Genomic DNA, 21293 nt, shown 5'->3' with positions numbered 1-21293 from the left:
CGCAGCCCGACAGCGACTACAGATGATCCAGAGCTGAATTCATCGAGCCTTAACCCCGCCAGACGGGCTGCTGATACGGGCTGTTTCCGGTATACTCCCCGGCTTTGTAAAAATCGCCTACGAGTGCCGCCAGCCATGGAAATCAACCCGATCCTTAACAGCATCAAGGACCTGTCAGAGCGCTCCGAAACTATTCGGGGGTATCTTTGACTACGATCAAAAGCATGAGCGTCTGACCGAAGTCAATCGCGAGCTTGAAGATCCGAGTGTCTGGAACAACCCTTCGTACGCCCAGGAGCTGGGGCGCGAGCGCTCCCTGCTGGCGCAGATCGTTGAAACCCTCGATGAGATGCACACAGGTCTGGCCGATGCCAAAGACTTGCTGCTGATGTCCGCCGAGGAAGAAGATCAGGCCGCTGTCGATGACGTTGCCGCAGAAGTCGAGCGTCTGCGCGAAGCCCTTGAAAAACTCGAATTCCGCCGCATGTTCAGTGGTGAGATGGACGCCAACAACGCTTACCTGGACATTCAGGCAGGCTCTGGCGGTACCGAAGCGCAAGACTGGGCCAATATCCTGTTGCGGATGTATTTGCGCTGGGCCGACAAGCGCGGCTTCGATGCCACCATCATGGAACTGTCTGCCGGTGAAGTGGCCGGGATCAAAGGCGCAACTGTACACATCAAGGGCGAATACGCATTTGGTTGGTTGCGCACCGAGATTGGCGTCCATCGTCTGGTCCGTAAAAGCCCCTACGATTCGGGCAACCGTCGTCATACCTCGTTCTCGGCCGTATTCGTATCGCCGGAAATCGACGACAACATCGAAATCGACATCAACCCGTCAGACCTGCGGATCGATACCTATCGTTCCTCCGGTGCCGGTGGTCAGCACGTAAACACCACCGACTCGGCCGTTCGTATTACCCACGTTCCGAGCAACACCGTGGTGTGCTGCCAGAACGAACGATCCCAGCATGCGAACAAAGACACCGCGATGAAAATGTTGCGGGCGCGTCTTTACGAGCAGGAAGTGCAGAAGCGTAATGCTGCCTCTCAGGCCCTGGAAGATACCAAGTCGGATATCGGCTGGGGACACCAGATCCGCTCGTACGTACTCGACGCCTCGCGGATCAAGGATTTGCGTACCAACATCGAGCGCAGCGATTGCGACAAGGTACTCGACGGCGATATCGACGAATACCTGATTGCCAGCCTGAAACAAGGGCTGTAAGTCGCGCAACAACACGTAAAGTGCGCAGCCGGTGCGATGCCTTCAAGGCGCGCCAAAGCCCGCTTCCCCCTGTCGCAAGGCGGGGGCAACGAACCTGTGATGGAATTTTTTAAGACATGAGCGACCAACAACTCGACCCGCAAGACCTGCAACAGGAAGAAAATACCCTGATCGCCCTGCGCAAGGAAAAACTTGCAGCCGAGCGCGCCAAGGGCAATGCCTTCCCGAATGACTTCCGTCGCGACAACTACTGCGCCGATCTGCAGAAGAAGTACGCCGACAAGACCAAGGAAGAGCTGGCTGAAGCCGGTATTCCGGTCAAGGTTGCCGGTCGCATCATGCTTAACCGTGGCTCGTTCATGGTGATCCAGGACATGACCGGGCGCATCCAGGTCTACGTCAACCGCAAGACCCTGCCGGAAGAAACCCTGGCCGCCGTGAAGACCTGGGACCTGGGCGACATCATTGCCGCCGAAGGCACCCTGGCCCGTTCCGGCAAAGGCGACCTGTACGTTGAAATGACCAATGTGCGCCTGCTGACCAAATCCCTGCGCCCGCTGCCGGACAAGCACCACGGTCTGACCGACACCGAGCAGCGCTACCGCCAGCGTTACGTTGACCTGATTGTCAACGAAGAAGTGCGCCACACCTTCCGTGTGCGTTCCCAGGTGATTGCGCACATTCGCAGCTTCCTGATGCAGCGCGACTTCCTTGAAGTGGAAACGCCGATGCTGCAAACCATCCCGGGTGGTGCAGCGGCCAAGCCGTTCGAGACCCATCACAACGCTCTGGACATGGACATGTTCCTGCGCATCGCGCCTGAACTGTTCCTCAAGCGTCTGGTGGTTGGCGGTTTTGAAAAAGTGTTCGAGATCAACCGCAACTTCCGTAACGAAGGTGTCTCGACTCGTCACAACCCAGAATTCACCATGCTGGAGTTCTACCAGGCTTACGCCGATTACGAAGACAACATGGACCTGACCGAAGAGCTGTTCCGTGAACTGGCTCAGCTGGTTCTCGGGACTACCGACGTGCCGTACGGCGACAAGGTGTTCCACTTCGGCGAGCCGTTCGTGCGTCTGTCGGTGTTCGACTCGATTCTCAAGTACAACCCCGAGCTGACCGCCGATGACCTGAACGACATCGACAAGGCTCGCGCCATTGCCAAGAAAGCCGGGGCCAAGGTGCTGGGCTTTGAAGGTCTGGGCAAGCTGCAGGTAATGATTTTCGAAGAGCTGGTCGAGCACAAGCTGGAACAGCCGCACTTCATTACCCAGTACCCGTTCGAAGTGTCGCCGCTGGCCCGTCGTAACGACGACAACCCGAACGTGACTGACCGTTTTGAACTGTTTATCGGTGGCCGTGAAATCGCCAACGCTTACTCCGAGCTCAACGATGCAGAAGACCAGGCCGAGCGCTTCATGGCCCAGGTAGCTGACAAGGACGCGGGCGATGACGAAGCCATGCACTACGACGCCGACTTCGTACGCGCACTGGAATACGGCATGCCGCCGACTGCCGGTGAAGGTATCGGCATTGACCGTCTGGTGATGCTGTTGACCAACTCACCGTCGATTCGCGATGTCATCCTGTTCCCGCACATGCGGCCACAGGCGTAACGCTAGAAAATAAAAAGCCGCCGACTGAGGCGGCTTTTTATTGCCTGACACCCGGTGATGCGCCGATTCTGGGAGCTGGCTTGCCAGCGATGCAGGGAACATGGTGTTTAGTTGATGTAATCGCCGGCAAACCGGCTTCCACAGCCATCCAGTCTCGTCAGTGGCACCATTGTCTTCAACACAAGGAGTCTTTCGTGAACCTAGCCAGGGCTCAAGAAGGGGCGGCGCATGTCGCTACGGCGGTAGCCGAAAGTGTTCAGTATCAAGGGCGCAAGGCCAGTCGCCACGGCAGTGAGCAGCGCCGCCAGCAGATTCTCGATGCGGCCATGCGCATTGTTGTGCGTGACGGCGTGCGTGGCGTGCGGCACCGGGCGGTTGCGGCTGAAGCAGGGGTGCCGTTGTCGGCGACCACCTATTACTTCAAAGACATCGATGACCTGCTTAATGACACCTTCGCCCAATATGTCGAACGCAGCGCAGCCTTTATGGCCAAGCTGTGGCTGAGCACTGAAGGCCAACTGCGTGAACTGGTGGCCTATGGCGATGGCAGCCCGCAATCGCGCGCGCAACTGGCCGATGAAATCGCCCGCATGGCCGCCCACTATATCCAGCACCAGTTGCTTACCCGTCGCGAGCACCTCATGGCGGAACAGGCTTTCCTCCAGGCGGCGTTGCTCAACCCGCGCCTGGCGGTTCTGGTCAGGGCTCATCAACAGATTTTATGGCAGGGTACGTGCCAGATATTACAGGTACTGGGCTCGAAACAACCGCAGCAGGACGCCAATGTCTTGACGGCGATAATCGGTCGGATGGAATATCAGGACCTGCTTAACGGTGCGCAGCCAGAGGCCGATGCTGGCCGACTCGCTACTCTCACGCGTTACATGCACTTGGTACTGGCCGCTCTATAGAAGGATGCAGGCATGAAAGCTTGGCGCGTAATGCTTATGGCACTGTCGTTTTTAATGTTGAACGGTTGTCTGGTGACCTTTAACGAGGCACCGCTGGTGGCCGAGACAGCGCCCCGGCAGTTGCTGGGAAAATGGGTCAGCAAGGATGCCTGGGGGCAGGCGCGCAACCTGTTGATCAGCGCCATCGACAAACAACACTATCAGGCAGTGGTCTACCCCGCGGGTGAGCCCAAGGCCCAGGAACGCTACAGGTTCATCGTCGCTCGTCATGGCAGCCGCTGGTACGCATCGGCCGCGCTGCCGGCAAAGCTGGGTGGCCACTACACGCTGAGCGGTTTTGAACTGACCGACAGCAATGAACTGGTGGTCTACGATCTTGATCTGGACCAGATCAAACAGGCCATTGGCCAGTCGGCGCTGAGCGGTGACGCCATCGAAACCGCCGAAGGCCCCGGCGCATTGATCAACAGCCCGTCGGCCAAGGTCTTTGCCTACCTGGATGATCCGGCCAACTCCGACGTATTCGTGGAAGCTGCCCGCTATCAACGTGTGGTCAAGTAACCCAACATTCAGCCCATTCAAGGAGCACCGGGTGGACGACTACCAGCGCACGATTCGCACATTGTCAGACCGTATCGTACTGGCGCAAACACCGATCCGCGTACTGGATGCGGTGAAGTGGGACGACAGCATCCGTCAGGGTTTCTTCAAGGCCAAGGGCAAGGAAATGCCGGCGGTCAATCGCGACTATTACCTGGGGCGGCCGCTGTCCTTTGACTCCGGGGCGGTAAAGCTGGAGTTCCAGAACATCGAGCGCGATATCACCCGCCAGCTGGGGCAATTCAACCCGGTCGGGCAGATCATGCGCCGCATGTGCAAAGAGTACCGCATGGTGGTGCGCATGCTCGAAGCCCGTGGCACTGAAGACTTCGGGCTGATTTCCCAGGAGCTGTACGGGGCTGCGTCCGACGCCTTCCATGCCGGCGACCCGACGCTGGCCGATCTGGGGCTGATGATGTCCGATTACCTGGACAACATCGACGGGCGCGGCGACCTCAAGGACGAAGCCAAGACCCTGACCGCCAAAGATGCCGTGGGCCTGCTGCAAAGTCGCTTGAACAAGGTGTTTGGCGAGGCCGAGGAAACCATCCGGGTATTTGAGTCCGACGGTATTGTTGCGGACGCCGCGGCGGGGGCGGATTACATCAAGATTCGCGCCGACGCGATGTTCAACGAGCGCGACGTGCGGGCGCTGGAGGTGCATGAGGGGCTGGTGCATGTGGGCACTACGCTCAACGGGCAGAACCAGCCGATATGCACCTTCCTCGCCAAAGGCCCGCCATCCTCGACGGTGACCCAGGAAGGCCTGGCGATCTTGATGGAAATCATCACCTTTGCCTCCTACCCGAGCCGCCTGCGCAAACTGACCAATCGCACCCGCGCTATCCATATGGTGGAAGAGGGCGCCGACTTCATGCAGGTTTACGAGTTCTTCCGTGAGCAAGGCTTTGAAATGTCGCAAAGCTATGGCAATGCCAGTCGGGTTTTCCGCGGCTCGGTGCCAAATGGCCTGCCATTTACCAAAGACTTGTCCTACCTCAAGGGCTTCATCATGGTTTACAACTACATTCAGCTGGCCGTGCGTAAAGGCAAGCTGGAGCAAGTACCGTTGTTATTCTGTGGCAAGACCACCCTGGAAGACATGCGAACCCTGCGCCAACTGGTGGATGAAGGCCTGGTGGTAGCGCCCAAGTACCTGCCCGAACAGTTCCGTGACATGAACGCACTGGCGGCCTGGATGTGCTTCTCCAACTTCCTCAACCATCTGAGCCTGGACCGGATTGAAGCGGATTACTCCAACATCCTGTAACCCTTGAACAGCCGGTAGTCGCTGACCCAGGCTGCGAAGGAGTGCGAAGCAATCCGTTATTCTGAAAACCATACGCACGGACCTCATCGCAGCCTTGGGCAGCGACTACAAATGGTGACTTGTTAGATGAAAATCCTGGCTGCCCTCTGCCTGCTGTTGACCCTCAGCGGATGCAGCTCATTGCTGTTCTACCCCGAACCCGGCCAGCCGATTACGCCAACTGCCGCGGGTTTGAAATATCGTGATGTAACCCTCACCGCCGCCGATGGCACGCGCCTGCATGGCTGGTGGCTGCCCGCCAAAGCCGGGGTGCCGCTCAAGGGCACGGTGCTGCACCTGCATGGAAATGGCGGCAACCTGGCCTATCACCTGGGCGCCACTGCCTGGTTACCCGAGCAGGGTTATCAGGTGTTGATGCTCGATTATCGCGGCTACGGCCTGTCCGCGGGCGAACCCGGTTTGCCTGCGATCTATCAGGACATCGACGCCGCTTTCGAGTGGTTACAGCAACAACCCGAAACCCGGGATCAGCCACTGATCGTGCTGGGGCAAAGCCTGGGCGGGGCGATGGGTGTGCATTACCTGAGCCGGCACCCTGAGCAGCGGGCCCGGATCAAGGCCATGGTGCTCGATGGAGTACCGGCCAGCTATCGTGAAGTGGGGCAATTTGCCTTGAGCACTTCGTGGCTGACCTGGCCCCTGCAAGTCCCTTTGTCATGGCTGGTGCCCGATGCAGACAGCGCCGTGTATGCCATGCCGGAAATGGGCGGGGTACCGATGCTGATCTTCCACAGCATGGATGACCCGATCGTGCCGCTTTCCAATGGTCTGCGACTGTATCAAGCTGCGCCCCCGCCCAAGGTGTTGCAACTGACGCGCGGCGGTCATGTACAGACGTTTGCCGACCCGACCTGGCGTCAAGTGATGCTGCGTTACCTGGATGACCCGCAACACTTCAATGGCGTACGGCGCTTGGGCGAAATCCCCAATTACCCCGCCTCACCCGATTCGATTAATGCTGCAGAGAGCCCGCAATGAGTGAAGAACGCAACGCCATCCCCCTGATCATTACCGGTATTTGCACCATCATCGGCACCGTGGGGGCCCTGTGGTACTACGGTTACCTGCACTTTGCCAAACCCGAAGACGCACTGCTGCTCAGCGACTTCACCATGCTCAAGACTATCCCCGGGGAGGACTACAAGGTGTCCCTGACGCCGGCCAATCAGGTGGCGCAGTGCATCGATGGCATCGTCGTACTGTTCGACACCGAGCAAAAAGGTCTGACCGGGGTGCTGGTCAACAACAAGAAACAAGCGGTGCACTGTCTGGTCCAGAAGGCCCCGCAACCCTAAGAGCGAACGCTTGAACAGCCTGCTCCTGCAGGATTGCAGTTGCTCACAAAAAAGCCCCGCCTGATTGCTCAGGCGGGGCTTTTTATTTTGCGCTTACAGACTTACTTCATCGACGAGCGCGGAGCTACCGGCTGGTTGTCGTTGGAGATGGTCACTTCAACCCGGCGGTTCTGGGCACGGCCCGAGTTGCTGTTGTTGTCAGCCACCGGATATTCCTTGCCGTAGCCCTGGGCGACGATGCGCGTAGGATCTACCCCGGCACGCACCAGCGCCGCCTTGACGGCGTTGGCACGACGTTCAGACAGGTTCTGGTTGTACGAAGCCGAACCCTTGCTGTCGGTATAACCTTCAACAATCACCTTGCGGTCCGGGTTTTTGATCAGGTAGTTGGACAGTGTGGTGATGCTGTCACGGCTATTGGGCTTGAGGCTTGCCTTGTCGAAATCAAACAGCACGTCACCGAAGGTCACCAGAGTGCCGCGTTCGGTCTGCTTGGCGTTCATGCCTTGCAGTTGCTTGATCTGCGCATCACGGGCGTCCAGCAGTGCTTGAGAACGGGCCGCTGCGGAGTTGTTCAACTGGTTTTCAGCAGTACGCAACGCGATGGTCTGCTTGGCCACTTCAACCCGCTGGTTGGTCAGGTAGGCCAGCTGGTCCACTTTGCTGTCATCCTCTTTGTCCATGTAGGCCTTTTGCGCCTTGTCCAGCCATTCGCTGGCATCCTTGGTTTCCAGCGCGGCTACCTTGGTGGCTTGCGGGTTGGCCTGCAGGGCCGAGAAATTGGTCTGGGCATTTTCCAGGTTGACGTTCGGCTGGTGGGAGCATGCAGCCAGGCCAACGCTTAGAGCCAGCAGGGCGGGGATCAGTACTTGATTACGCATAATGTTTGTCCTTTATTTCGATTAGGAATGCTGTGTCTGGGCCAGAGGCAAAAAGGGGCAGCGCTTATTGAACGCTGCGCATACCTTCCTGACGCAGTTCCTGGACGGCTTTCTGAGCATCCTGTACGGCCTTCTCGGCTTTTGCGGCCTGGGCTTTGCGCTCTGCTACGCGGGCATCCCATTCCGCTTGTTCAGACAGACGACGGGCGTCTTTGTAGTTCTTGTCATGCATGGCCATCTCGGCCTGCTTGAGCTTGTCCTGTGCCGACTTCATTTCTACCGGAGCGTATTCAGTGCCACCAGCGCTTACGGCGTTGTTGACCGCCGCCTGGGTCACTGCGTACTGCTCCGACGGAGGATTGCCAGCGCAACCGGCCAGAACGAAGCTGGCACCGAGTGCCAGCGCGGCCAGTTTTAGCCCGCGCAGGCGAGGCGAGTTGGTTTTGACAGTGCGGGTCATCATGGTCTTCGACTCCATTGGGAAGCTCCTTATAAAAATCAAGTTCCATCACGACTAAGGCATCACACGGGAGTGTTGGAACACAGGTGCAAGAGGTGATGGTTATTGGCTGTGACCCGAACGATTTTTGAATAGTTCAAATTAAATGGTGGCGCATTGCCTAAAAAATTCTGACCGTTTGGTCAGGCGTTTTTTACAGGCTTTGGCACGGGATCTCTTGTCAAAAGCAGTCCTCGCAACGCACTCTTGGGCAGGAGCTGGTCCCCGGAATCTGCTGGAGAAATTGCTGATGACCGATATTGATGCACGCTTGCGCGATGATGTTCACCTGCTGGGTGAACTGTTGGGAAATACCATTCGTGACCAGTACGGCGAAGCATTTCTCGCCAAGATCGAGCGTATCCGCCAAGGGGCCAAGGATGACCGGCGCGGCACCACGGGCGAGGAGCTGAGTGCCATTCTGGATGCCCTGGGCGACGATGAAGTTCTCCCCGTTGCGCGGGCGTTCAACCAGTTTCTGAACCTGGCGAACATCGCCGAGCAATACCAGCTGATTCACCGTCGCGAAGAAGGCCAGCCGCAACCGTTCGAGTCGCTGGTGCTGCCCACCTTGCTGACCCGGCTGCTGGACGAAGGGCATGACCCTGACACCCTGGCGCGGCAAATCGGTCGTCTCGACATCGAGCTGGTGCTCACGGCCCATCCCACTGAAGTCACGCGCCGTACCCTGATCCAGAAGTACGATGCCATTGCCGAACAACTCGCAGCCCAGGACCATCGCGACCTGACCCAGGCCGAAAAGTCCCGGATCGAGCAGCGTCTGCAACGCTTGATAGCCGAGGCCTGGCACACCGAAGAAATCCGCCGTACCCGACCCACCCCGGTGGACGAGGCCAAGTGGGGCTTCGCGGTCATTGAGCACTCCTTGTGGCAAGCCGTACCGCATATGCTGCGCAACGCCGATCAGGCGCTGCACGCGGCCACTGGCCTGCATTTGCCTTTGGAAGCGGCGCCTGTACGTTTTGCTTCCTGGATGGGCGGCGACCGTGACGGCAACCCCAATGTCACCGCCAGTGTGACTCGCGAAGTGCTGTTGCTGGCGCGCTGGATGGCGGCTGACCTGTACCTGCGTGATATCGACAAACTGGCTGCCGATCTGTCGATGCAGCAAGCCACTGCCGAACTGCTGGCGGTAGCCGGGGATGGCGCCGAACCGTATCGCGCGGTCCTCAAGCAGTTGCGTGAGCGGCTGCGGGCGACCCGCAACTGGGCGCATAACGCCTTGAGCAGCGCCCAGCCTGCACCGGACGGGGTGTTGCAGGACAACCGCGATCTGCTGGCACCGTTGCAACTGTGCTACCAGTCGTTGCATGCCTGCGGCATGGGGGTAATTGCCGACGGGCCGCTACTTGATTGCCTGCGTCGTGCGGTGACGTTTGGCTTGTTTCTGGTGCGCCTCGATGTACGCCAGGATGCGGCCCGCCACGCCTCGGCCATGACTGAAATCACCGATTATCTGGGCCTGGGCCGCTATGAAGACTGGGACGAAGATGCACGTCTGACCTTCCTCAACCGCGAACTGGCCAACCGTCGACCGCTGTTGCCGGGTTACTTCAAACCCGGGGCCGACACCGCCGAAGTGCTGGCCACCTGTCGCGAAGTGGCTGCAGCACCGCAGGCTTCGCTGGGCTCCTATGTAATCTCGATGGCGGGGGCTGCCTCTGACGTGCTGGCGGTGCAACTGCTGCTTAAAGAAGCAGGGCTGGAGCGCCCGATGCGCGTGGTGCCGTTGTTCGAAACCCTGGCCGACCTCGACAATGCAGGGCCGGTGATCGAACGCCTGCTGCTGTTGCCGGGGTACCGCGCACGCCTGCATGGCCCGCAGGAAGTGATGATCGGTTATTCCGATTCGGCCAAGGATGCGGGCACCACCGCAGCGGCCTGGGCGCAATATCGGGCCCAGGAAAAACTGGTCAATATCTGCCGCGAGCAAGAGGTTGAACTGTTGTTGTTCCATGGTCGCGGTGGCACCGTGGGCCGTGGCGGCGGTCCTGCCCATGCGGCGATTCTGTCGCAGCCGCCGGGCTCTGTGGCGGGGCGATTCCGTACCACCGAGCAGGGCGAAATGATTCGCTTCAAGTTCGGTTTGCCGGACATCGCCGAGCAAAATCTCAACCTCTATCTGGCCGCAGTGCTGGAAGCCACTTTACTGCCGCCGCCGTTGCCCGAGCCGGGCTGGCGGGTGCTGATGGACGAGCTGGCTGGCGATGGGGTCGAGGCTTACCGCGCAGTGGTGCGGGACAATCCGCAGTTCGTTGAATACTTCCGCCAGTCCACCCCCGAGCAGGAGCTGGGCCGCTTGCCGCTGGGCAGTCGTCCGGCCAAGCGCCGGGCAGGGGGGATTGAAAGCCTGCGTGCCATTCCGTGGATTTTTGGCTGGACCCAGACCCGTCTGATGTTGCCCGCATGGCTGGGTTGGGAGACCGCATTGAGCCGGGCGCTGGAACGGGGGGAGGGCGAACAGCTGGCACAAATGCGCGAGCAGTGGCCGTTCTTTCGGACCCGTATCGACATGCTGGAAATGGTCCTGGCCAAGGCCGATGCCGACATCGCACGGCTCTATGACGAGCGTCTGGTAGATCAGGAACTACTGCCATTGGGTGCGCATTTGCGCGACTTATTGTCGCAGGCGTGTTCGGTGGTGCTAGGTTTGACCGGTCAATCGCAATTGATGGCGCACAGCCCGGACACTCTGGAGTTCATCCGTTTGCGCAACACCTATCTGGATCCCCTTCATCTATTGCAGGCAGAACTTCTGGCCCGTTCAAGGCGCCAGCAAGCGGCCCAGGACAGCCCTCTGGAACAAGCGTTGCTGGTAACTGTGGCCGGGATTGCTGCCGGCTTGCGTAACACCGGTTAAGCCAAAAGCAAGACGGGTTGTCGTGCAACGGGCCCGGGAGCTCTGAAGATTTGCTGCGGATCCCCGGGCTCGCACGACACTTTATTGTAGGGTTGCGAGCTGCGACACCTGGCCGCAAGTGCGCGTTTGCTAGAGATTATTCCTGGTTTGGCCTGCTTGTGTGGGCCGGGCCTGCTGTGTATCTTGATCAGCCCTTGGCCGTTTTGACGGCCATAACCCGATTTTGAGATTGGCCCAAAGAGGCGAGTCTGTTGTCATTTAAATAAAAATTTGAGGAGCATATCGATGCGCGTAATTCTGCTGGGAGCTCCCGGGGCCGGTAAAGGTACTCAGGCAAAGTTCATCACTGAAAAATTTGGCATCCCGCAAATCTCCACCGGCGACATGTTGCGTGCAGCGGTAAAGGCCGGCACCGAACTGGGTCTGATCGCTAAGAGCGTGATGGACAGCGGTGGTCTGGTATCTGATGACCTGATCATCAATCTGGTTAAAGAGCGTATCAGCCAGCAAGACTGCAAAAACGGTTTCCTGTTCGACGGTTTCCCGCGCACCATTCCGCAAGCCGAAGCACTGGTTAAAAACGGCGTCGAGCTGGATCACGTGATTGAAATCGCGGTTGACGATGAAGAAATCGTTCAGCGCATTGCCGGTCGTCGTGTTCACGAAGCCTCTGGCCGGGTTTACCACACCATCTACAACCCGCCAAAGGTTGAAGGCAAGGACGACGTAACTGGCGAAGAGCTGATCCAGCGCAAGGACGACACTGAAGAAACAGTTCGTCATCGCCTGTCGGTTTACCATTCGCAAACCAAGCCGCTGGTAGCCTTCTACCAGAACCTGGCTGAGACTCAAGGCAAGCCGAAGTACAGCCACATCGAAGGTGTAGGCTCGGTTGAAGCCATCACCGGCAAGGTACTTGAAGCGCTGAGCTGATCGTCGAATTGCTCTGATACAACAGCCCGCTTGCGGGCTGTTGTTGTTTATACTGCTGCACTTTTTTCAATTCTCAATTCTGACGGGAACACCGATGAGCACCTTGCTGGCCCTGGATACCGCGACTGAAGCTTGCTCTGTTGCCCTGCTGCATGATGGCAAGGTCACGAGCCACTACGAGGTGATCCCGCGCCTGCATGCGCAAAAGTTGTTGCCGATGATTAAAGACCTGCTGGCTGAGGCCGGGGTTGAACTGTCAGCGGTCGAAGCCATTGCTTTCGGGCGCGGGCCGGGAGCCTTTACCGGGGTGCGGATTGCCATTGGCGTGGTGCAAGGTCTGGCCTTTGCCCTGGAGCGCCCGGTGTTGCCGATCTCCAACCTGGCGGTATTGGCCCAGCGTGCCCATCGCGAGCATGGCGCGACCCAGGTGGCGTCGGCCATTGATGCGCGCATGGACGAAGTGTATTGGGGTTGCTACCGCGAGCAGGCGGGTGAAATGCGTCTGGAGGGTGCTGAAGCCGTATTGCCACCGGAAGTGGCCGCCTTGCCTGCCGGTGCCGGCGGTGACTGGTTTGGCGCGGGGACCGGTTGGGGTTATGCCGAGCGTTTGAACGTCAAACCCTACGCGATGGATGCGGGCATGTTGCCCCATGCTGAAGACCTGCTGACCCTGGCCCGCTTTGCCTGGGAGCGCGGTGAAGCCATCGCCGCCGACCTGGCGCAGCCGGTGTACCTGCGTGACAAGGTAGCCACTCCAAAAGCAGAGCGTTGATCGGGACAGGCAGCACAGCCCATTCCCTGTAGGCGCTGGCTTGCCAGCGATACAGGCAACGCGGTTTATCAGGCAGGGCGGCGGGGATTTGCTTACTTGGCCCAACGTCGCTAAATTGCCTTTATCGCTACCGAGCAAGCAGCCATGCGCATAGACGGCTTTTCCTCCCGGTCCTACCCCGTCAAGCGCAAGCAGCGTAAAGATCAGGCGCTGGTTGATGAGTCGGTGGAGGACAGCGAAACCACGTTCGAAAGCGCCCCCCAAACTGCTCGCACGCCACCCTCAGGTGAGCGTATCAACTCGTTCCCCGTCCGTTCTCAAGACATGATCTTCCAGCGCTCCATGAGCAAAAGTGCGGCCAGCGCCCTGGCCAGCTATTTGACGACTGCCGGCTTCGTCGATTGGGAAATAGAAGAGCAGGTGCTGGACCTGTACATTTGAGCCCATGAAAGATCTTCCTTACTACCTGGGTTGCCCGTCCTGGAGCGAAAGCGCCTGGCGCGAAGGGCTGTACCCGCAGAATGCCCGGCCAGCGGAATTTCTGGGCCTGTACGCTCAGGTCTTCAACGCTGTCGAAGGCAATACCACTTTCTATGCCCGTCCCGCGCCAGCCACTGTCGAGCGCTGGGCACAAAGCCTGCCCGGACATTTTCGCTTTACTGCCAAGTTCCCCAGGGATATCAGCCACGGCGGTGATCTGCGTGAACAAAATCATGCGGCCGAAGATTTCCTGCAGTTGTTGCGACCTCTTGGGGCGCGCGTAGCGCCACTTTGGCTACAACTCCCGGCCAGCTTCGGGCCTCAGCGTCTGGCAGAGCTGGCGAGCTTCATGGACGCTCTGGAGCGCCCGTTAGCGGTGGAAGTGCGCCACCCTGAGTTCTTCGCCAAAGGGGATAGCGAACGCTTGCTCAATCGCTTGCTCAAAGATCGCGGGGTGGAGCGTATTTGCCTGGATCCGCGGGCGCTGTTCAGCTGCAATTCGACCGATCCGGCGGTGCTCCACGCCCAGGCGAAAAAGCCCAGGGTGCCGCCCCGTCCGGCAGCCTTCACTCAATTCCCGCAAGTGCGTTTTATTGGCCGGCCGGAGCTGCAAGCCAACGACCCGTATTTAGTGCCCTGGATTGACAAAGTCGCGGGCTGGATCGAGGAAGGGCGCACGCCTTACGTGTTTCTTCATACGCCGGACAATCACCGCGCTCCGGAACTGGCGCGGCGCTTTCATCAACAGTTGAGCGAAAGGTTACCGGGGTTGCCCGCATTACCCGAGTTGCACCAACCCCAGGCGACAGAACAACTGGGACTGCTTTAAGCCGCCAGGCGCATATTGTTGATGACCAATGGTCTGGCCCAGCCAAGATCGAAGTCCATGGCCCGTTGTTGCTCGATCAGGGTCAGGGGGTCGAACGGCTCGGCAGGCTTGTCGAGCAAGTCCATTTCAAACTCGGCAATCGGCAGATGCAACGGCCGTGGTTCAGGCCCCGGGCCCGGAACAGGCAGCGGATGGCCGAAAGCCATAACCCTCGGGCGTACCCAGGTGGTTTCGAAGTCCTGTTGATGCTGCTGTGCACTCACTTGTTCTGCGGCAAAGGGTGTGGCGGGCGGTGGCAGCAAATCCGGATCGAACTCGGCAATCGGTAAAAACAACGCTTCAGGGGGCTGCAGTTCGGTGTCCTGCACCTGGCAATGTCGCTGGGTCACGATATTGCCCAGCAGGTCGCTGCCACCCCGGGGCTCAACCTGCTCCTCCACGGCCTGCGGGGTTGCTTCAATCGCAGGGAACTCTGACGTCGCGCATTGTTCGGCCAATGCCTGGGCGTAAAAGTCCTTCCACAGGTGGTTGACGCTACCCGTGATCTGCGAATTGTGCCGGCCAAAGTCGCCAATTGGGGCGATAAAGCCGATGGATGTGCAATGAATGTCTGACATAGCTCTCGGTCGACGCCCGGCTCTGGCAAAATGCCGGATATTTCATTTATCGGCAGCCTTTGCCGATCATTAAATTTTTGAGCGTGTTTTTAGATGAGTGAGCAAGCAGCAGGCTGTCGTATCAAAGTCGAAGCATTGGGCGAGGCCTATCAGGCCCTGGCCGGGCAATGGGCTGAACGTCTGGGTCTGCCTCTGGCCGAGCCCGAGGCTGAGTTCGCCTTGCAAGTGGGCGCGCAGGGGTTGCAGCTGCAACAACTGGGGCCGGACGCCCCGGGCCCGGTGCGGGTCGACTTTGTAGAGGGAGGGGCGGCCCATCGACGTTTGTTTGGTGGCGGTACGGGGCAGATGATTGCCAAGGCGGTCGGCGTACAGCAGGGCGTGCGTCCGCGGGTACTGGACGCCACGGCGGGTTTGGGCAAAGACGCGTTCGTGCTGGCGAGCCTGGGTTGTGAAATGAGCCTGATCGAACGTCAGCCGCTGATCGGAGCGCTACTTGAAGATGGCCTGGCCCGCGGCCTGGACGACTTTGAGGTGGCGCCGATCGTGTCACGCATGCACTTGCTCAAGGGCAACTCGATTGAGGTGATGCGCAACTGGGAAGGCGAGCCGCCGCAAGTCATCTACCTCGACCCTATGTTTCCGCACCGTGAGAAAACAGCCTTGGTGAAGAAGGAAATGCGCCTGTTCCGGCCATTGGTGGGTGATGACAATGATGCTCCGGCCCTGCTTGAAGCGGCGTTGGCACTGGCCAGCCACCGGGTAGTGGTCAAGCGCCCGCGCAAGGCACCGTGCATTGCCGGGCCCAAGCCGAGCCATGCGCTGGACGGCAAGTCGAGCCGTTACGATATTTATCCGAAGAAAGCGCTAAAGCCCTGACCCCGATCTTCCTGCAGGAGCGAACTTGCTCACGATCTTTCAAGCGCAAGAGATCGCGAGACAAGCTCGCGCCTACAGGGGCGGTGTGATCAGAGCGGGCGATACGCACGCATGAAAACCCCCACCACTTCCTGCACGTGCGCCTCGGCGCCCGCATCGTCCAGCGGCTCGCCGCAGCCATAGAGCAGGCGAAAATTGGGTGAGCCCTTGAGCATGCAAAAGAAGTGCTCCGCTGCGTAGTGCGGCTGATCAATCTGCAATTCACCGGTGCGGTGGATTTTTCCCAGCAGACGCTCCATCTCCAGCACCACTCGCTCCGGCCCCGCCTCAAAGAAAATTTGCGACAACTTAGGGTCCTGGCTGCCTTGGGTCATCATCAGCCGATGCAGGTTGAGTGACTCCTGGCTGTTTATCAGGCTGTGGAAACCCCGGGCAATGTTCAGCAGCACCGCCTCGACCGGTGCGCCGCCAGGCAATTCAAAAAACAATTCCGGCAACTGATCTGTGCACTTGGCCATGATCGCCGAAGAAAAGAGCGTCTCTTTGTCGGTGAAATGGCTGTAGACGGTGAGTTTTGACACGCCTGCCAGGCCTGCGACCGCGTCCATGCTGGTGCTGGCATAGCCCTTGGTCAGAAACAGGGTTTTCGCCGCGTCAAGGATCGCCTGGCGTTTTGCCATGTCCTTGGGACGCCCGAGCGCATTGGGGGGTAAAGGATTGTCAGACATTCTCGTTTATTACTGGACTGGTGAGTTTGGTATTAATAACATGCCGCCCAGTATAAATATTCCAAGCCCTATTAGCGAAAGGTCATCTCCATGTTGCGCCATGCCTTGCCCCGCGCTGTGCCTGTGTGTCTGGTGTTTTTGTTATCCGCGTGCGGCCATGAAGAGCCTGCTCAAATCAGCATCAGCCCGGCAATGGTGGAGCAGCCACAGCCTTCTGCGCTGGCGAGCCAAAGCTATCCGGGTGAAGTCCGGGCCCGGTTCGATCCGCAACTGGCGTTCCGCATTGGTGGCAAAGTGACCCGACGCCTGGTGGATGAAGGTGAGCGGGTCAAGGCCAATCAGCCGCTGGCTGAGCTGGACCCGCAAGATGTGCGCCTGCAACTGGAGGCGACCCGGGCCCAGGTTGCAGCGGGGCAGGCCAACCTGAATCTGGTGCGAGCGGAACGTGACCGCTACAAAACCCTGCTCGACCGGCAGATGGTCAGCCGTTCGCAGTTCGACAATGCCGAAAACCTCTATCGCTCGGGTGAAGCCCGGCTCCAGCAGCTCAAGGCCGAGCAGGACGTGGCCAGCAATCAGGCCAGCTACGCCGTGTTGCGCGCGCCCCAGGACGGGGTGATCGCCCAGCGCCAGGTTGAGGTCGGCCAGGTCGTGGCCGCAGGGCAAACGGTGTTTACCCTGGCTGCCGACGGCGAGCGTGAAGTGCTGATCAGCTTGCCGGAGCAAGCCTTCGGCCGTTTCAAGATTGGCCTGCCGGTTTCGGTTGAACTGTGGTCGCAGCCCGATCAACGCTTCAGCGGGCGCATTCGCGAACTGTCGCCTGCGGCTGATCCCCGGTCGCGGACCTTTGCCGCCCGTATCGCCTTCACTTCCGGCAAGGTGCCGGCCGAGCTGGGGCAAAGTGCCCGGGTCTTTATCCAAAGCGAAGGCGTGAGCCCGTTGTCGGTGCCGCTGTCGGCATTGAGCGCTGAAAATGGCGCGACCTATGTCTGGCGTGTCGGCCCGGGCAACAAGCTGGAGCAGGTTCCCGTGCGTACCGGGCCCTTTGGCGAGAAAAACGTGCCGGTGCTTGAAGGTCTCAAGGCTGACGACTGGATTGTCTCGGCCGGGGTGCACGTGTTGCATCCTGGGCAGCAAGTGCGGCCGGTTGATCGCTCCAACCGAACGATCAATGTTGCGGTGAAGGAGTAATCCCGATGGGTTTCAACCTTTCCGCCTGGGCGTTGCGCAATCGTCAAATCGTACTGTTTCTGATGTTGTTACTCGCTATCGTCGGTGGGCTTTCCTACACCAAGTTAGGGCAAAGTGAAGACCCGCCGTTCACCTTCAAGGCCATGGTGATTCGCACGTTGTGGCCGGGTGCCAGCGCCGAGGAAGTCTCGCGCCAGGTGACCGAGCGCATCGAAAAGAAGCTGATGGAAACCGGCGATTACGAGCGGATTGTTTCGTTCTCGCGACCTGGCGAGTCACAAGTGACCTTCATGGCCCGTGACTCAATGCCTTCGGCGCGGATTCCGGAGCTGTGGTATCAGGTCCGAAAAAAAATCAGCGATATTCGTCAGAATCTGCCGCCGGATATTCAGGGACCATTTTTCAACGATGAGTTCGGCACTACTTTCGGCAATATCTACAGCCTGAGTGGCGAAGGCTTCGACTACGGGGTGCTTAAAGATTACGCCGACCGCATCCAGATCCAGCTGCAACGGGTCAAGGATGTGGGCAAGGTCGAGCTGCTGGGGCTGCAGGACGAGAAAATCTGGATCGAACTCTCCAACCTCAAGCTCGCCACTCTGGGCCTGCCGCTGGCGACTGTGCAACAAGCCCTCAAGGAGCAGAACGCAGTCTCTACCGCCGGTTTCTTCGAGACCCCGACCGAGCGTGTTCAATTGCGCGTGAGCGGCAATTTCAAAACCGTTGAACAGATCGAGGGGTTCCCGATCCGGGTGGGGGAGCGCACCTTGCGGATCAGTGATGTGGCGGACGTACACCGCGGCTTTAATGATCCTCCGGCACCGCGCATGCGCTTCATGGGGCAGGATGCCATTGGCCTGGCCGTGGCGATGAAAGACGGCGGCGATATTCTGGTACTGGGCAAGGCGCTGGAAACAGAGTTCGAACGACTCCAGAAAAACCTCCCCGCCGGGATGCAACTGAGCAAGGTGTCGGATCAACCGGCGGCGGTGAAAAGCAGCGTCGGTGAATTCGTCCAGGTGCTGGTGGAAGCACTGGCAATCGTGTTGCTGGTGAGCTTCTTCTCGCTTGGGGTGCGCACCGGCCTGGTGGTGGCGCTGACGATCCCGCTGGTGTTGGCGATGACATTTGCCGCCATGTACTACCTGGGCATAGGCCTGCACAAAATCTCCCTGGGTGCGCTGGTGCTGGCGCTGGGGCTGTTGGTGGATGACGCGATCATCGCCGTGGAAATGATGGCGATCAAAATGGAGCAGGGCTACGACCGGCTCAAGGCGGCGAGTTTTGCCTGGACCAGCACCGCGTTCCCGATGTTGACCGGCACCCTGATTACGGCAGCGGGTTTTCTGCCGATTGCCATGGCGCAGTCGAGCACCGGTGAGTACACCCGCTCGATCTTCCAGGTGGTGACCATTGCGCTGCTGGCATCCTGGATTGCCGCGGTGGTGTTCGTGCCGTATCTGGGGGCATTGCTGCTGCCGGATCTGGCGAAGATCCATGGGGCCAAACACGGCAGCGCGACGCCCGACCCCTACGGCACCCCGTTTTATCAACGGGTACGACGGCTGGTGGAGTGGTGTGTGCGTCGGCGCAAGACCGTGATTGTACTGACGGTGCTGTTGTTTTTAGGGTCGGTGGTGCTGTTCCGGTTCGTTCCGCAGCAGTTTTTCCCGGCTTCGAGCCGCCTGGAATTGATGGTCGATTTGAAACAGGCAGAAGGTGTCTCGCTGAGCAACACCAACGAGCAAGTCAAACATCTGGAAAGCTTGCTCAAGGATCATCCCGGGATTGCCAACTATGTGGCTTACGTGGGGACCGGTTCGCCACGTTTTTACTTGCCACTGGATCAGCAGTTGCCGGCGGCCAGCTTCGCCCAGTTCGTGGTGCTGGCCAAGAGCATCGAGGAGCGTGAAACCCTGCGCACCTGGTTGATCGAGACCCTTGATCAACAGTTTCCGGGGGTTCGCTCGCGGGTTACCCGCCTTGAAACAGGCCCGCCGGTTGGATACCCGGTGCAGCTTCGGGTGACTGGCGAGCATATAGAAGAGGTACGGGCCCTGGCGCGCAAGGTAGCGGCCAGGGTTCGGGAGAATCCCCACGTGGTCAATGTTCACCTGGACTGGGAGGAACCGAGCAAAGTGGTGTACCTCAATGTCGACCAGGACCGGGCGCGGGCTTTGGGCGTGAGTACGGCGAACCTGTCGCACTTCCTGCAGAGCACCTTGCTGGGCTCCTCCGTCAGCCAGTACCGGGAAGACAACGAGTTGATCGAAATCCTGTTGCGCGGCACCCCCCATGAGCGCACCGAACTTTCGTTGCTGCCGAGCCTGGCGGTACCGACCGACAATGGTCAGAGTGTCGCCCTGTCGCAAATCGCGACCCTGGAATATGGCTTTGAAGAAGGCATTATCTGGCACCGCAACCGCCTGCCGACCGTGACCGTGCGCGCCGATATTTATGGCAAGGAACAACCGGCCACGCTGGTGCAGCAGATTCTGCCGACATTGCAGGATGTGCGGGCAGAGCTGCCGGACGGTTACCTGCTGGAAGTGGGCGGCACGGTTGAAGACTCCAGCCGTGGGCAGGACTCGGTGAAAGCCGGTGTACCGTTGTTTATTGTGGTGGTGCTGACCCTGTTGATGGTGCAGCTGCGCAGCTTCTCGCGCATGGTGATGGTGTTTTTGACCGCGCCGCTGGGGTTGATCGGGGTGACCCTGTTCTTGCTGGTGTTCGGCAAACCTTTCGGCTTTGTTGCGATGCTGGGCACCATTGCCCTGTCCGGGATGATCATGCGCAATTCGGTGATCCTGGTGGACCAGATCGAACAGGACAAAGCCGCAGGGATGGACCCCTGGCAGGCGATTATCGAAGCGACGGTACGCCGGTTCCGGCCGATTGTGCTGACTGCCCTTGCCGCGGTGCTGGCGATGATCCCGCTGTCCCGTAGCGTGTTCTTCGGGCCGATGGCGGTAGCGATCATGGGCGGGCTGATAGTGGCGACGGCCCTGACTCTGCTGTTCTTGCCGGCGCTGTATGCGGCGTGGTTCAGGGTGAAGAAGGTTTAACCCTGGCCTGAGGTGGGGCATTGTTGAAGTGGGGGCTGGCTTGCCGGCGATGCAGGCAACTCCAGCCCCTACAGGATCATGCGCTGTTTATTGTTGAACCTGATCAACCCGCAGGCGAATCGGTTGCTGGGTTTTGGCATTCAGGTCGACGCTGTTGCGCTCAGTGGTGATGAACAACAACTGACCGTTATCTTCAATCCGTGCACTGACTGCATAGGTGTGGCCCGGTTTGACTTCAGCCGGGTCATAGCTCAGGTGGAAAGGCAGCGGAACCTGGCCTTTGACCGGGCCGCTTTGTTTGGCCAGGGTGACTGCCGGAGCGTCGGCCAGTGACACATCCTGCAGGCTCACTTCAAGGGTGGCGCCAGGCGGCAGGGCGATACGTTGCAGGTAAAACACTTCGCCATCGAGAGCGGCTTGCGGGGCAGGTGTCATAGAGCTGCAGGCTCCGAGCAGGGCAGTCAGGCTGAGTAAAAGGACTTTTTTCATGCGGGAGGCTCCATAGGGCAGGCATTAACGCCATGCGTTGAGAGGGCGCCTGCCAGACAAATGTTC

20 protein-coding genes are annotated in these 21293 nt (G+C 59.3%); 15 read left to right on the top strand and 5 right to left on the bottom strand.

All coding sequences use genetic code 11. From position 1 onward, the window contains the following. Window positions 1-135: 135 nt before the first annotated feature. From prfB to FEZ21_RS21075, 7 genes are all read left to right on the top strand, one after another. Window positions 136-1231 (top strand): peptide chain release factor 2 gene (gene prfB, locus FEZ21_RS21105; RefSeq protein WP_100917176.1). Its coding sequence is split into 2 segments (ribosomal slippage): window positions 136-207 and window positions 209-1231, totalling 1095 coding nucleotides; the frame shifts between segments, so codons are not numbered across the junction. Window positions 1232-1347: 116 nt separating this feature from the next. After that, window positions 1348-2850, top strand: coding sequence for a lysine--tRNA ligase (gene lysS, locus FEZ21_RS21100; protein ID WP_003440329.1), 1503 nt, complete (start codon window positions 1348-1350; stop codon window positions 2848-2850). A gap of 194 nt (window positions 2851-3044) precedes the next feature. After that, window positions 3045-3761, top strand: a complete 717-nt coding sequence (locus FEZ21_RS21095; RefSeq protein ID WP_003440331.1) for a TetR/AcrR family transcriptional regulator — start codon at window positions 3045-3047, stop codon at window positions 3759-3761. A gap of 12 nt (window positions 3762-3773) precedes the next feature. Beyond that, the gene (locus FEZ21_RS21090; protein WP_003440333.1) at window positions 3774-4322 is read left to right on the top strand and encodes a hypothetical protein; all 549 of its coding nucleotides are present in this window, start codon (window positions 3774-3776) and stop codon (window positions 4320-4322) included. A gap of 31 nt (window positions 4323-4353) precedes the next feature. Next, on the top strand, window positions 4354-5631 hold the full coding sequence (locus FEZ21_RS21085; protein ID WP_003440336.1) for a flavohemoglobin expression-modulating QEGLA motif protein: 1278 nt from the start codon (window positions 4354-4356) through the stop codon (window positions 5629-5631). A 126-nt stretch (window positions 5632-5757) separates the two neighbouring features. Beyond that, window positions 5758-6669, top strand: coding sequence for an alpha/beta hydrolase (locus tag FEZ21_RS21080; protein WP_160628342.1), 912 nt, complete (start codon window positions 5758-5760; stop codon window positions 6667-6669). Then, the gene (locus FEZ21_RS21075) at window positions 6666-6986 is read left to right on the top strand and encodes a hypothetical protein (RefSeq protein WP_010655975.1); all 321 of its coding nucleotides are present in this window, start codon (window positions 6666-6668) and stop codon (window positions 6984-6986) included. The genes FEZ21_RS21080 and FEZ21_RS21075 overlap by 4 nt, the downstream gene beginning before the upstream one ends. Window positions 6987-7087: 101 nt before the next feature. On the opposite strand, the gene FEZ21_RS21070 is transcribed toward FEZ21_RS21075, so the two are convergent. Together FEZ21_RS21070 and FEZ21_RS21065 are read right to left on the bottom strand one after the other, a co-directional pair. Further along, the gene (locus tag FEZ21_RS21070; protein ID WP_003440342.1) at window positions 7088-7867 is read right to left on the bottom strand and encodes an OmpA family protein; all 780 of its coding nucleotides are present in this window, start codon (window positions 7865-7867) and stop codon (window positions 7088-7090) included. Window positions 7868-7931: 64 nt separating this feature from the next. After that, a complete protein-coding gene (locus tag FEZ21_RS21065) occupies window positions 7932-8345 on the bottom strand; it encodes a DUF4398 domain-containing protein (RefSeq protein ID WP_003440344.1) in 414 nt (137 codons plus the stop codon). 271 nt (window positions 8346-8616) lie between these two features. Here FEZ21_RS21065 and ppc point away from each other — a divergent pair, with 271 nt between their 5' ends. From ppc to FEZ21_RS21040, 5 genes are all read left to right on the top strand, one after another. After that, on the top strand, window positions 8617-11247 hold the full coding sequence (gene ppc, locus FEZ21_RS21060) for a phosphoenolpyruvate carboxylase (protein ID WP_010655974.1): 2631 nt from the start codon (window positions 8617-8619) through the stop codon (window positions 11245-11247). Window positions 11248-11532: 285 nt separating this feature from the next. Then, window positions 11533-12180: an adenylate kinase gene (gene adk, locus FEZ21_RS21055; RefSeq protein ID WP_003440349.1), complete on the top strand. Its 648-nt coding sequence runs from the start codon at window positions 11533-11535 to the stop codon at window positions 12178-12180. A 94-nt stretch (window positions 12181-12274) separates the two neighbouring features. Then, window positions 12275-12952: a tRNA (adenosine(37)-N6)-threonylcarbamoyltransferase complex dimerization subunit type 1 TsaB gene (tsaB, locus tag FEZ21_RS21050; protein WP_010655973.1), complete on the top strand. Its 678-nt coding sequence runs from the start codon at window positions 12275-12277 to the stop codon at window positions 12950-12952. A gap of 144 nt (window positions 12953-13096) precedes the next feature. Continuing rightward, entirely contained in the window at window positions 13097-13393 is a 297-nt protein-coding gene (locus FEZ21_RS21045) for a hypothetical protein (protein ID WP_003440351.1), read from the top strand. A 4-nt stretch (window positions 13394-13397) separates the two neighbouring features. Beyond that, window positions 13398-14261 (top strand): DUF72 domain-containing protein, encoded by an 864-nt coding sequence (locus tag FEZ21_RS21040; protein WP_160628340.1) that lies wholly within the window; start codon window positions 13398-13400, stop codon window positions 14259-14261. On the opposite strand, the gene FEZ21_RS21035 is transcribed toward FEZ21_RS21040, so the two are convergent. Then, window positions 14258-14878 (bottom strand): energy transducer TonB, encoded by a 621-nt coding sequence (locus FEZ21_RS21035; protein ID WP_160628338.1) that lies wholly within the window; start codon window positions 14876-14878, stop codon window positions 14258-14260. The genes FEZ21_RS21040 and FEZ21_RS21035 overlap by 4 nt on opposite strands. Window positions 14879-14971: 93 nt before the next feature. On the opposite strand from FEZ21_RS21035, the gene FEZ21_RS21030 reads away from it, so the two are divergent. After that, window positions 14972-15754, top strand: a complete 783-nt coding sequence (locus FEZ21_RS21030; protein ID WP_003440357.1) for a class I SAM-dependent methyltransferase — start codon at window positions 14972-14974, stop codon at window positions 15752-15754. Window positions 15755-15843: 89 nt separating this feature from the next. Here the strand turns inward: FEZ21_RS21030 and FEZ21_RS21025 are convergent, their stop codons facing one another. Next, a complete protein-coding gene (locus FEZ21_RS21025) occupies window positions 15844-16482 on the bottom strand; it encodes a TetR/AcrR family transcriptional regulator (RefSeq protein ID WP_037001390.1) in 639 nt (212 codons plus the stop codon). Between the two features lie 90 nt (window positions 16483-16572). Between FEZ21_RS21025 and FEZ21_RS21020 the strand changes: the two genes are divergently transcribed. Then, the gene (locus tag FEZ21_RS21020) at window positions 16573-17673 is read left to right on the top strand and encodes an efflux RND transporter periplasmic adaptor subunit (RefSeq protein WP_003440361.1); all 1101 of its coding nucleotides are present in this window, start codon (window positions 16573-16575) and stop codon (window positions 17671-17673) included. 5 nt (window positions 17674-17678) lie between these two features. Then, complete coding sequence (locus FEZ21_RS21015; RefSeq protein WP_003440364.1) at window positions 17679-20738, top strand: efflux RND transporter permease subunit; 3060 nt, start codon at window positions 17679-17681, stop codon at window positions 20736-20738. Between the two features lie 87 nt (window positions 20739-20825). Here FEZ21_RS21015 and FEZ21_RS21010 read toward each other — a convergent pair whose 3' ends face one another. Continuing rightward, window positions 20826-21227 (bottom strand): YbaY family lipoprotein, encoded by a 402-nt coding sequence (locus tag FEZ21_RS21010; RefSeq protein ID WP_003440366.1) that lies wholly within the window; start codon window positions 21225-21227, stop codon window positions 20826-20828. Window positions 21228-21293 lie beyond the last annotated feature (66 nt).

The sequence above is a fragment of the Pseudomonas sp. 9.1(2019) genome, from assembly GCF_009910445.1.
Classification (GTDB): domain Bacteria; phylum Pseudomonadota; class Gammaproteobacteria; order Pseudomonadales; family Pseudomonadaceae; genus Aquipseudomonas; species Aquipseudomonas paraversuta.
This window is presented reverse-complemented; position numbering and strand designations above follow the sequence as displayed.

Coding starts and splice junctions, on each gene's coding strand:
- FEZ21_RS21080 (WP_160628342.1), top strand. CDS start 5,758: ATGAAAATCCTGGCTGCCCTCTGCCTGCTGTTGACCCTCAGCGGATGC.
- tsaB (WP_010655973.1), top strand. CDS start 12,275: ATGAGCACCTTGCTGGCCCTGGATACCGCGACTGAAGCTTGCTCTGTT.
- FEZ21_RS21035 (WP_160628338.1), bottom strand. CDS start 14,878: ATGTCAGACATTCATTGCACATCCATCGGCTTTATCGCCCCAATTGGC.
- lysS (WP_003440329.1), top strand. CDS start 1,348: ATGAGCGACCAACAACTCGACCCGCAAGACCTGCAACAGGAAGAAAAT.
- adk (WP_003440349.1), top strand. CDS start 11,533: ATGCGCGTAATTCTGCTGGGAGCTCCCGGGGCCGGTAAAGGTACTCAG.
- FEZ21_RS21045 (WP_003440351.1), top strand. CDS start 13,097: ATGCGCATAGACGGCTTTTCCTCCCGGTCCTACCCCGTCAAGCGCAAG.
- FEZ21_RS21070 (WP_003440342.1), bottom strand. CDS start 7,867: ATGCGTAATCAAGTACTGATCCCCGCCCTGCTGGCTCTAAGCGTTGGC.
- FEZ21_RS21030 (WP_003440357.1), top strand. CDS start 14,972: ATGAGTGAGCAAGCAGCAGGCTGTCGTATCAAAGTCGAAGCATTGGGC.
- FEZ21_RS21015 (WP_003440364.1), top strand. CDS start 17,679: ATGGGTTTCAACCTTTCCGCCTGGGCGTTGCGCAATCGTCAAATCGTA.
- FEZ21_RS21010 (WP_003440366.1), bottom strand. CDS start 21,227: ATGAAAAAAGTCCTTTTACTCAGCCTGACTGCCCTGCTCGGAGCCTGC.
- FEZ21_RS21040 (WP_160628340.1), top strand. CDS start 13,398: ATGAAAGATCTTCCTTACTACCTGGGTTGCCCGTCCTGGAGCGAAAGC.
- FEZ21_RS21020 (WP_003440361.1), top strand. CDS start 16,573: ATGTTGCGCCATGCCTTGCCCCGCGCTGTGCCTGTGTGTCTGGTGTTT.
- FEZ21_RS21090 (WP_003440333.1), top strand. CDS start 3,774: ATGAAAGCTTGGCGCGTAATGCTTATGGCACTGTCGTTTTTAATGTTG.
- FEZ21_RS21025 (WP_037001390.1), bottom strand. CDS start 16,482: ATGTCTGACAATCCTTTACCCCCCAATGCGCTCGGGCGTCCCAAGGAC.
- FEZ21_RS21065 (WP_003440344.1), bottom strand. CDS start 8,345: ATGGAGTCGAAGACCATGATGACCCGCACTGTCAAAACCAACTCGCCT.
- ppc (WP_010655974.1), top strand. CDS start 8,617: ATGACCGATATTGATGCACGCTTGCGCGATGATGTTCACCTGCTGGGT.
- FEZ21_RS21075 (WP_010655975.1), top strand. CDS start 6,666: ATGAGTGAAGAACGCAACGCCATCCCCCTGATCATTACCGGTATTTGC.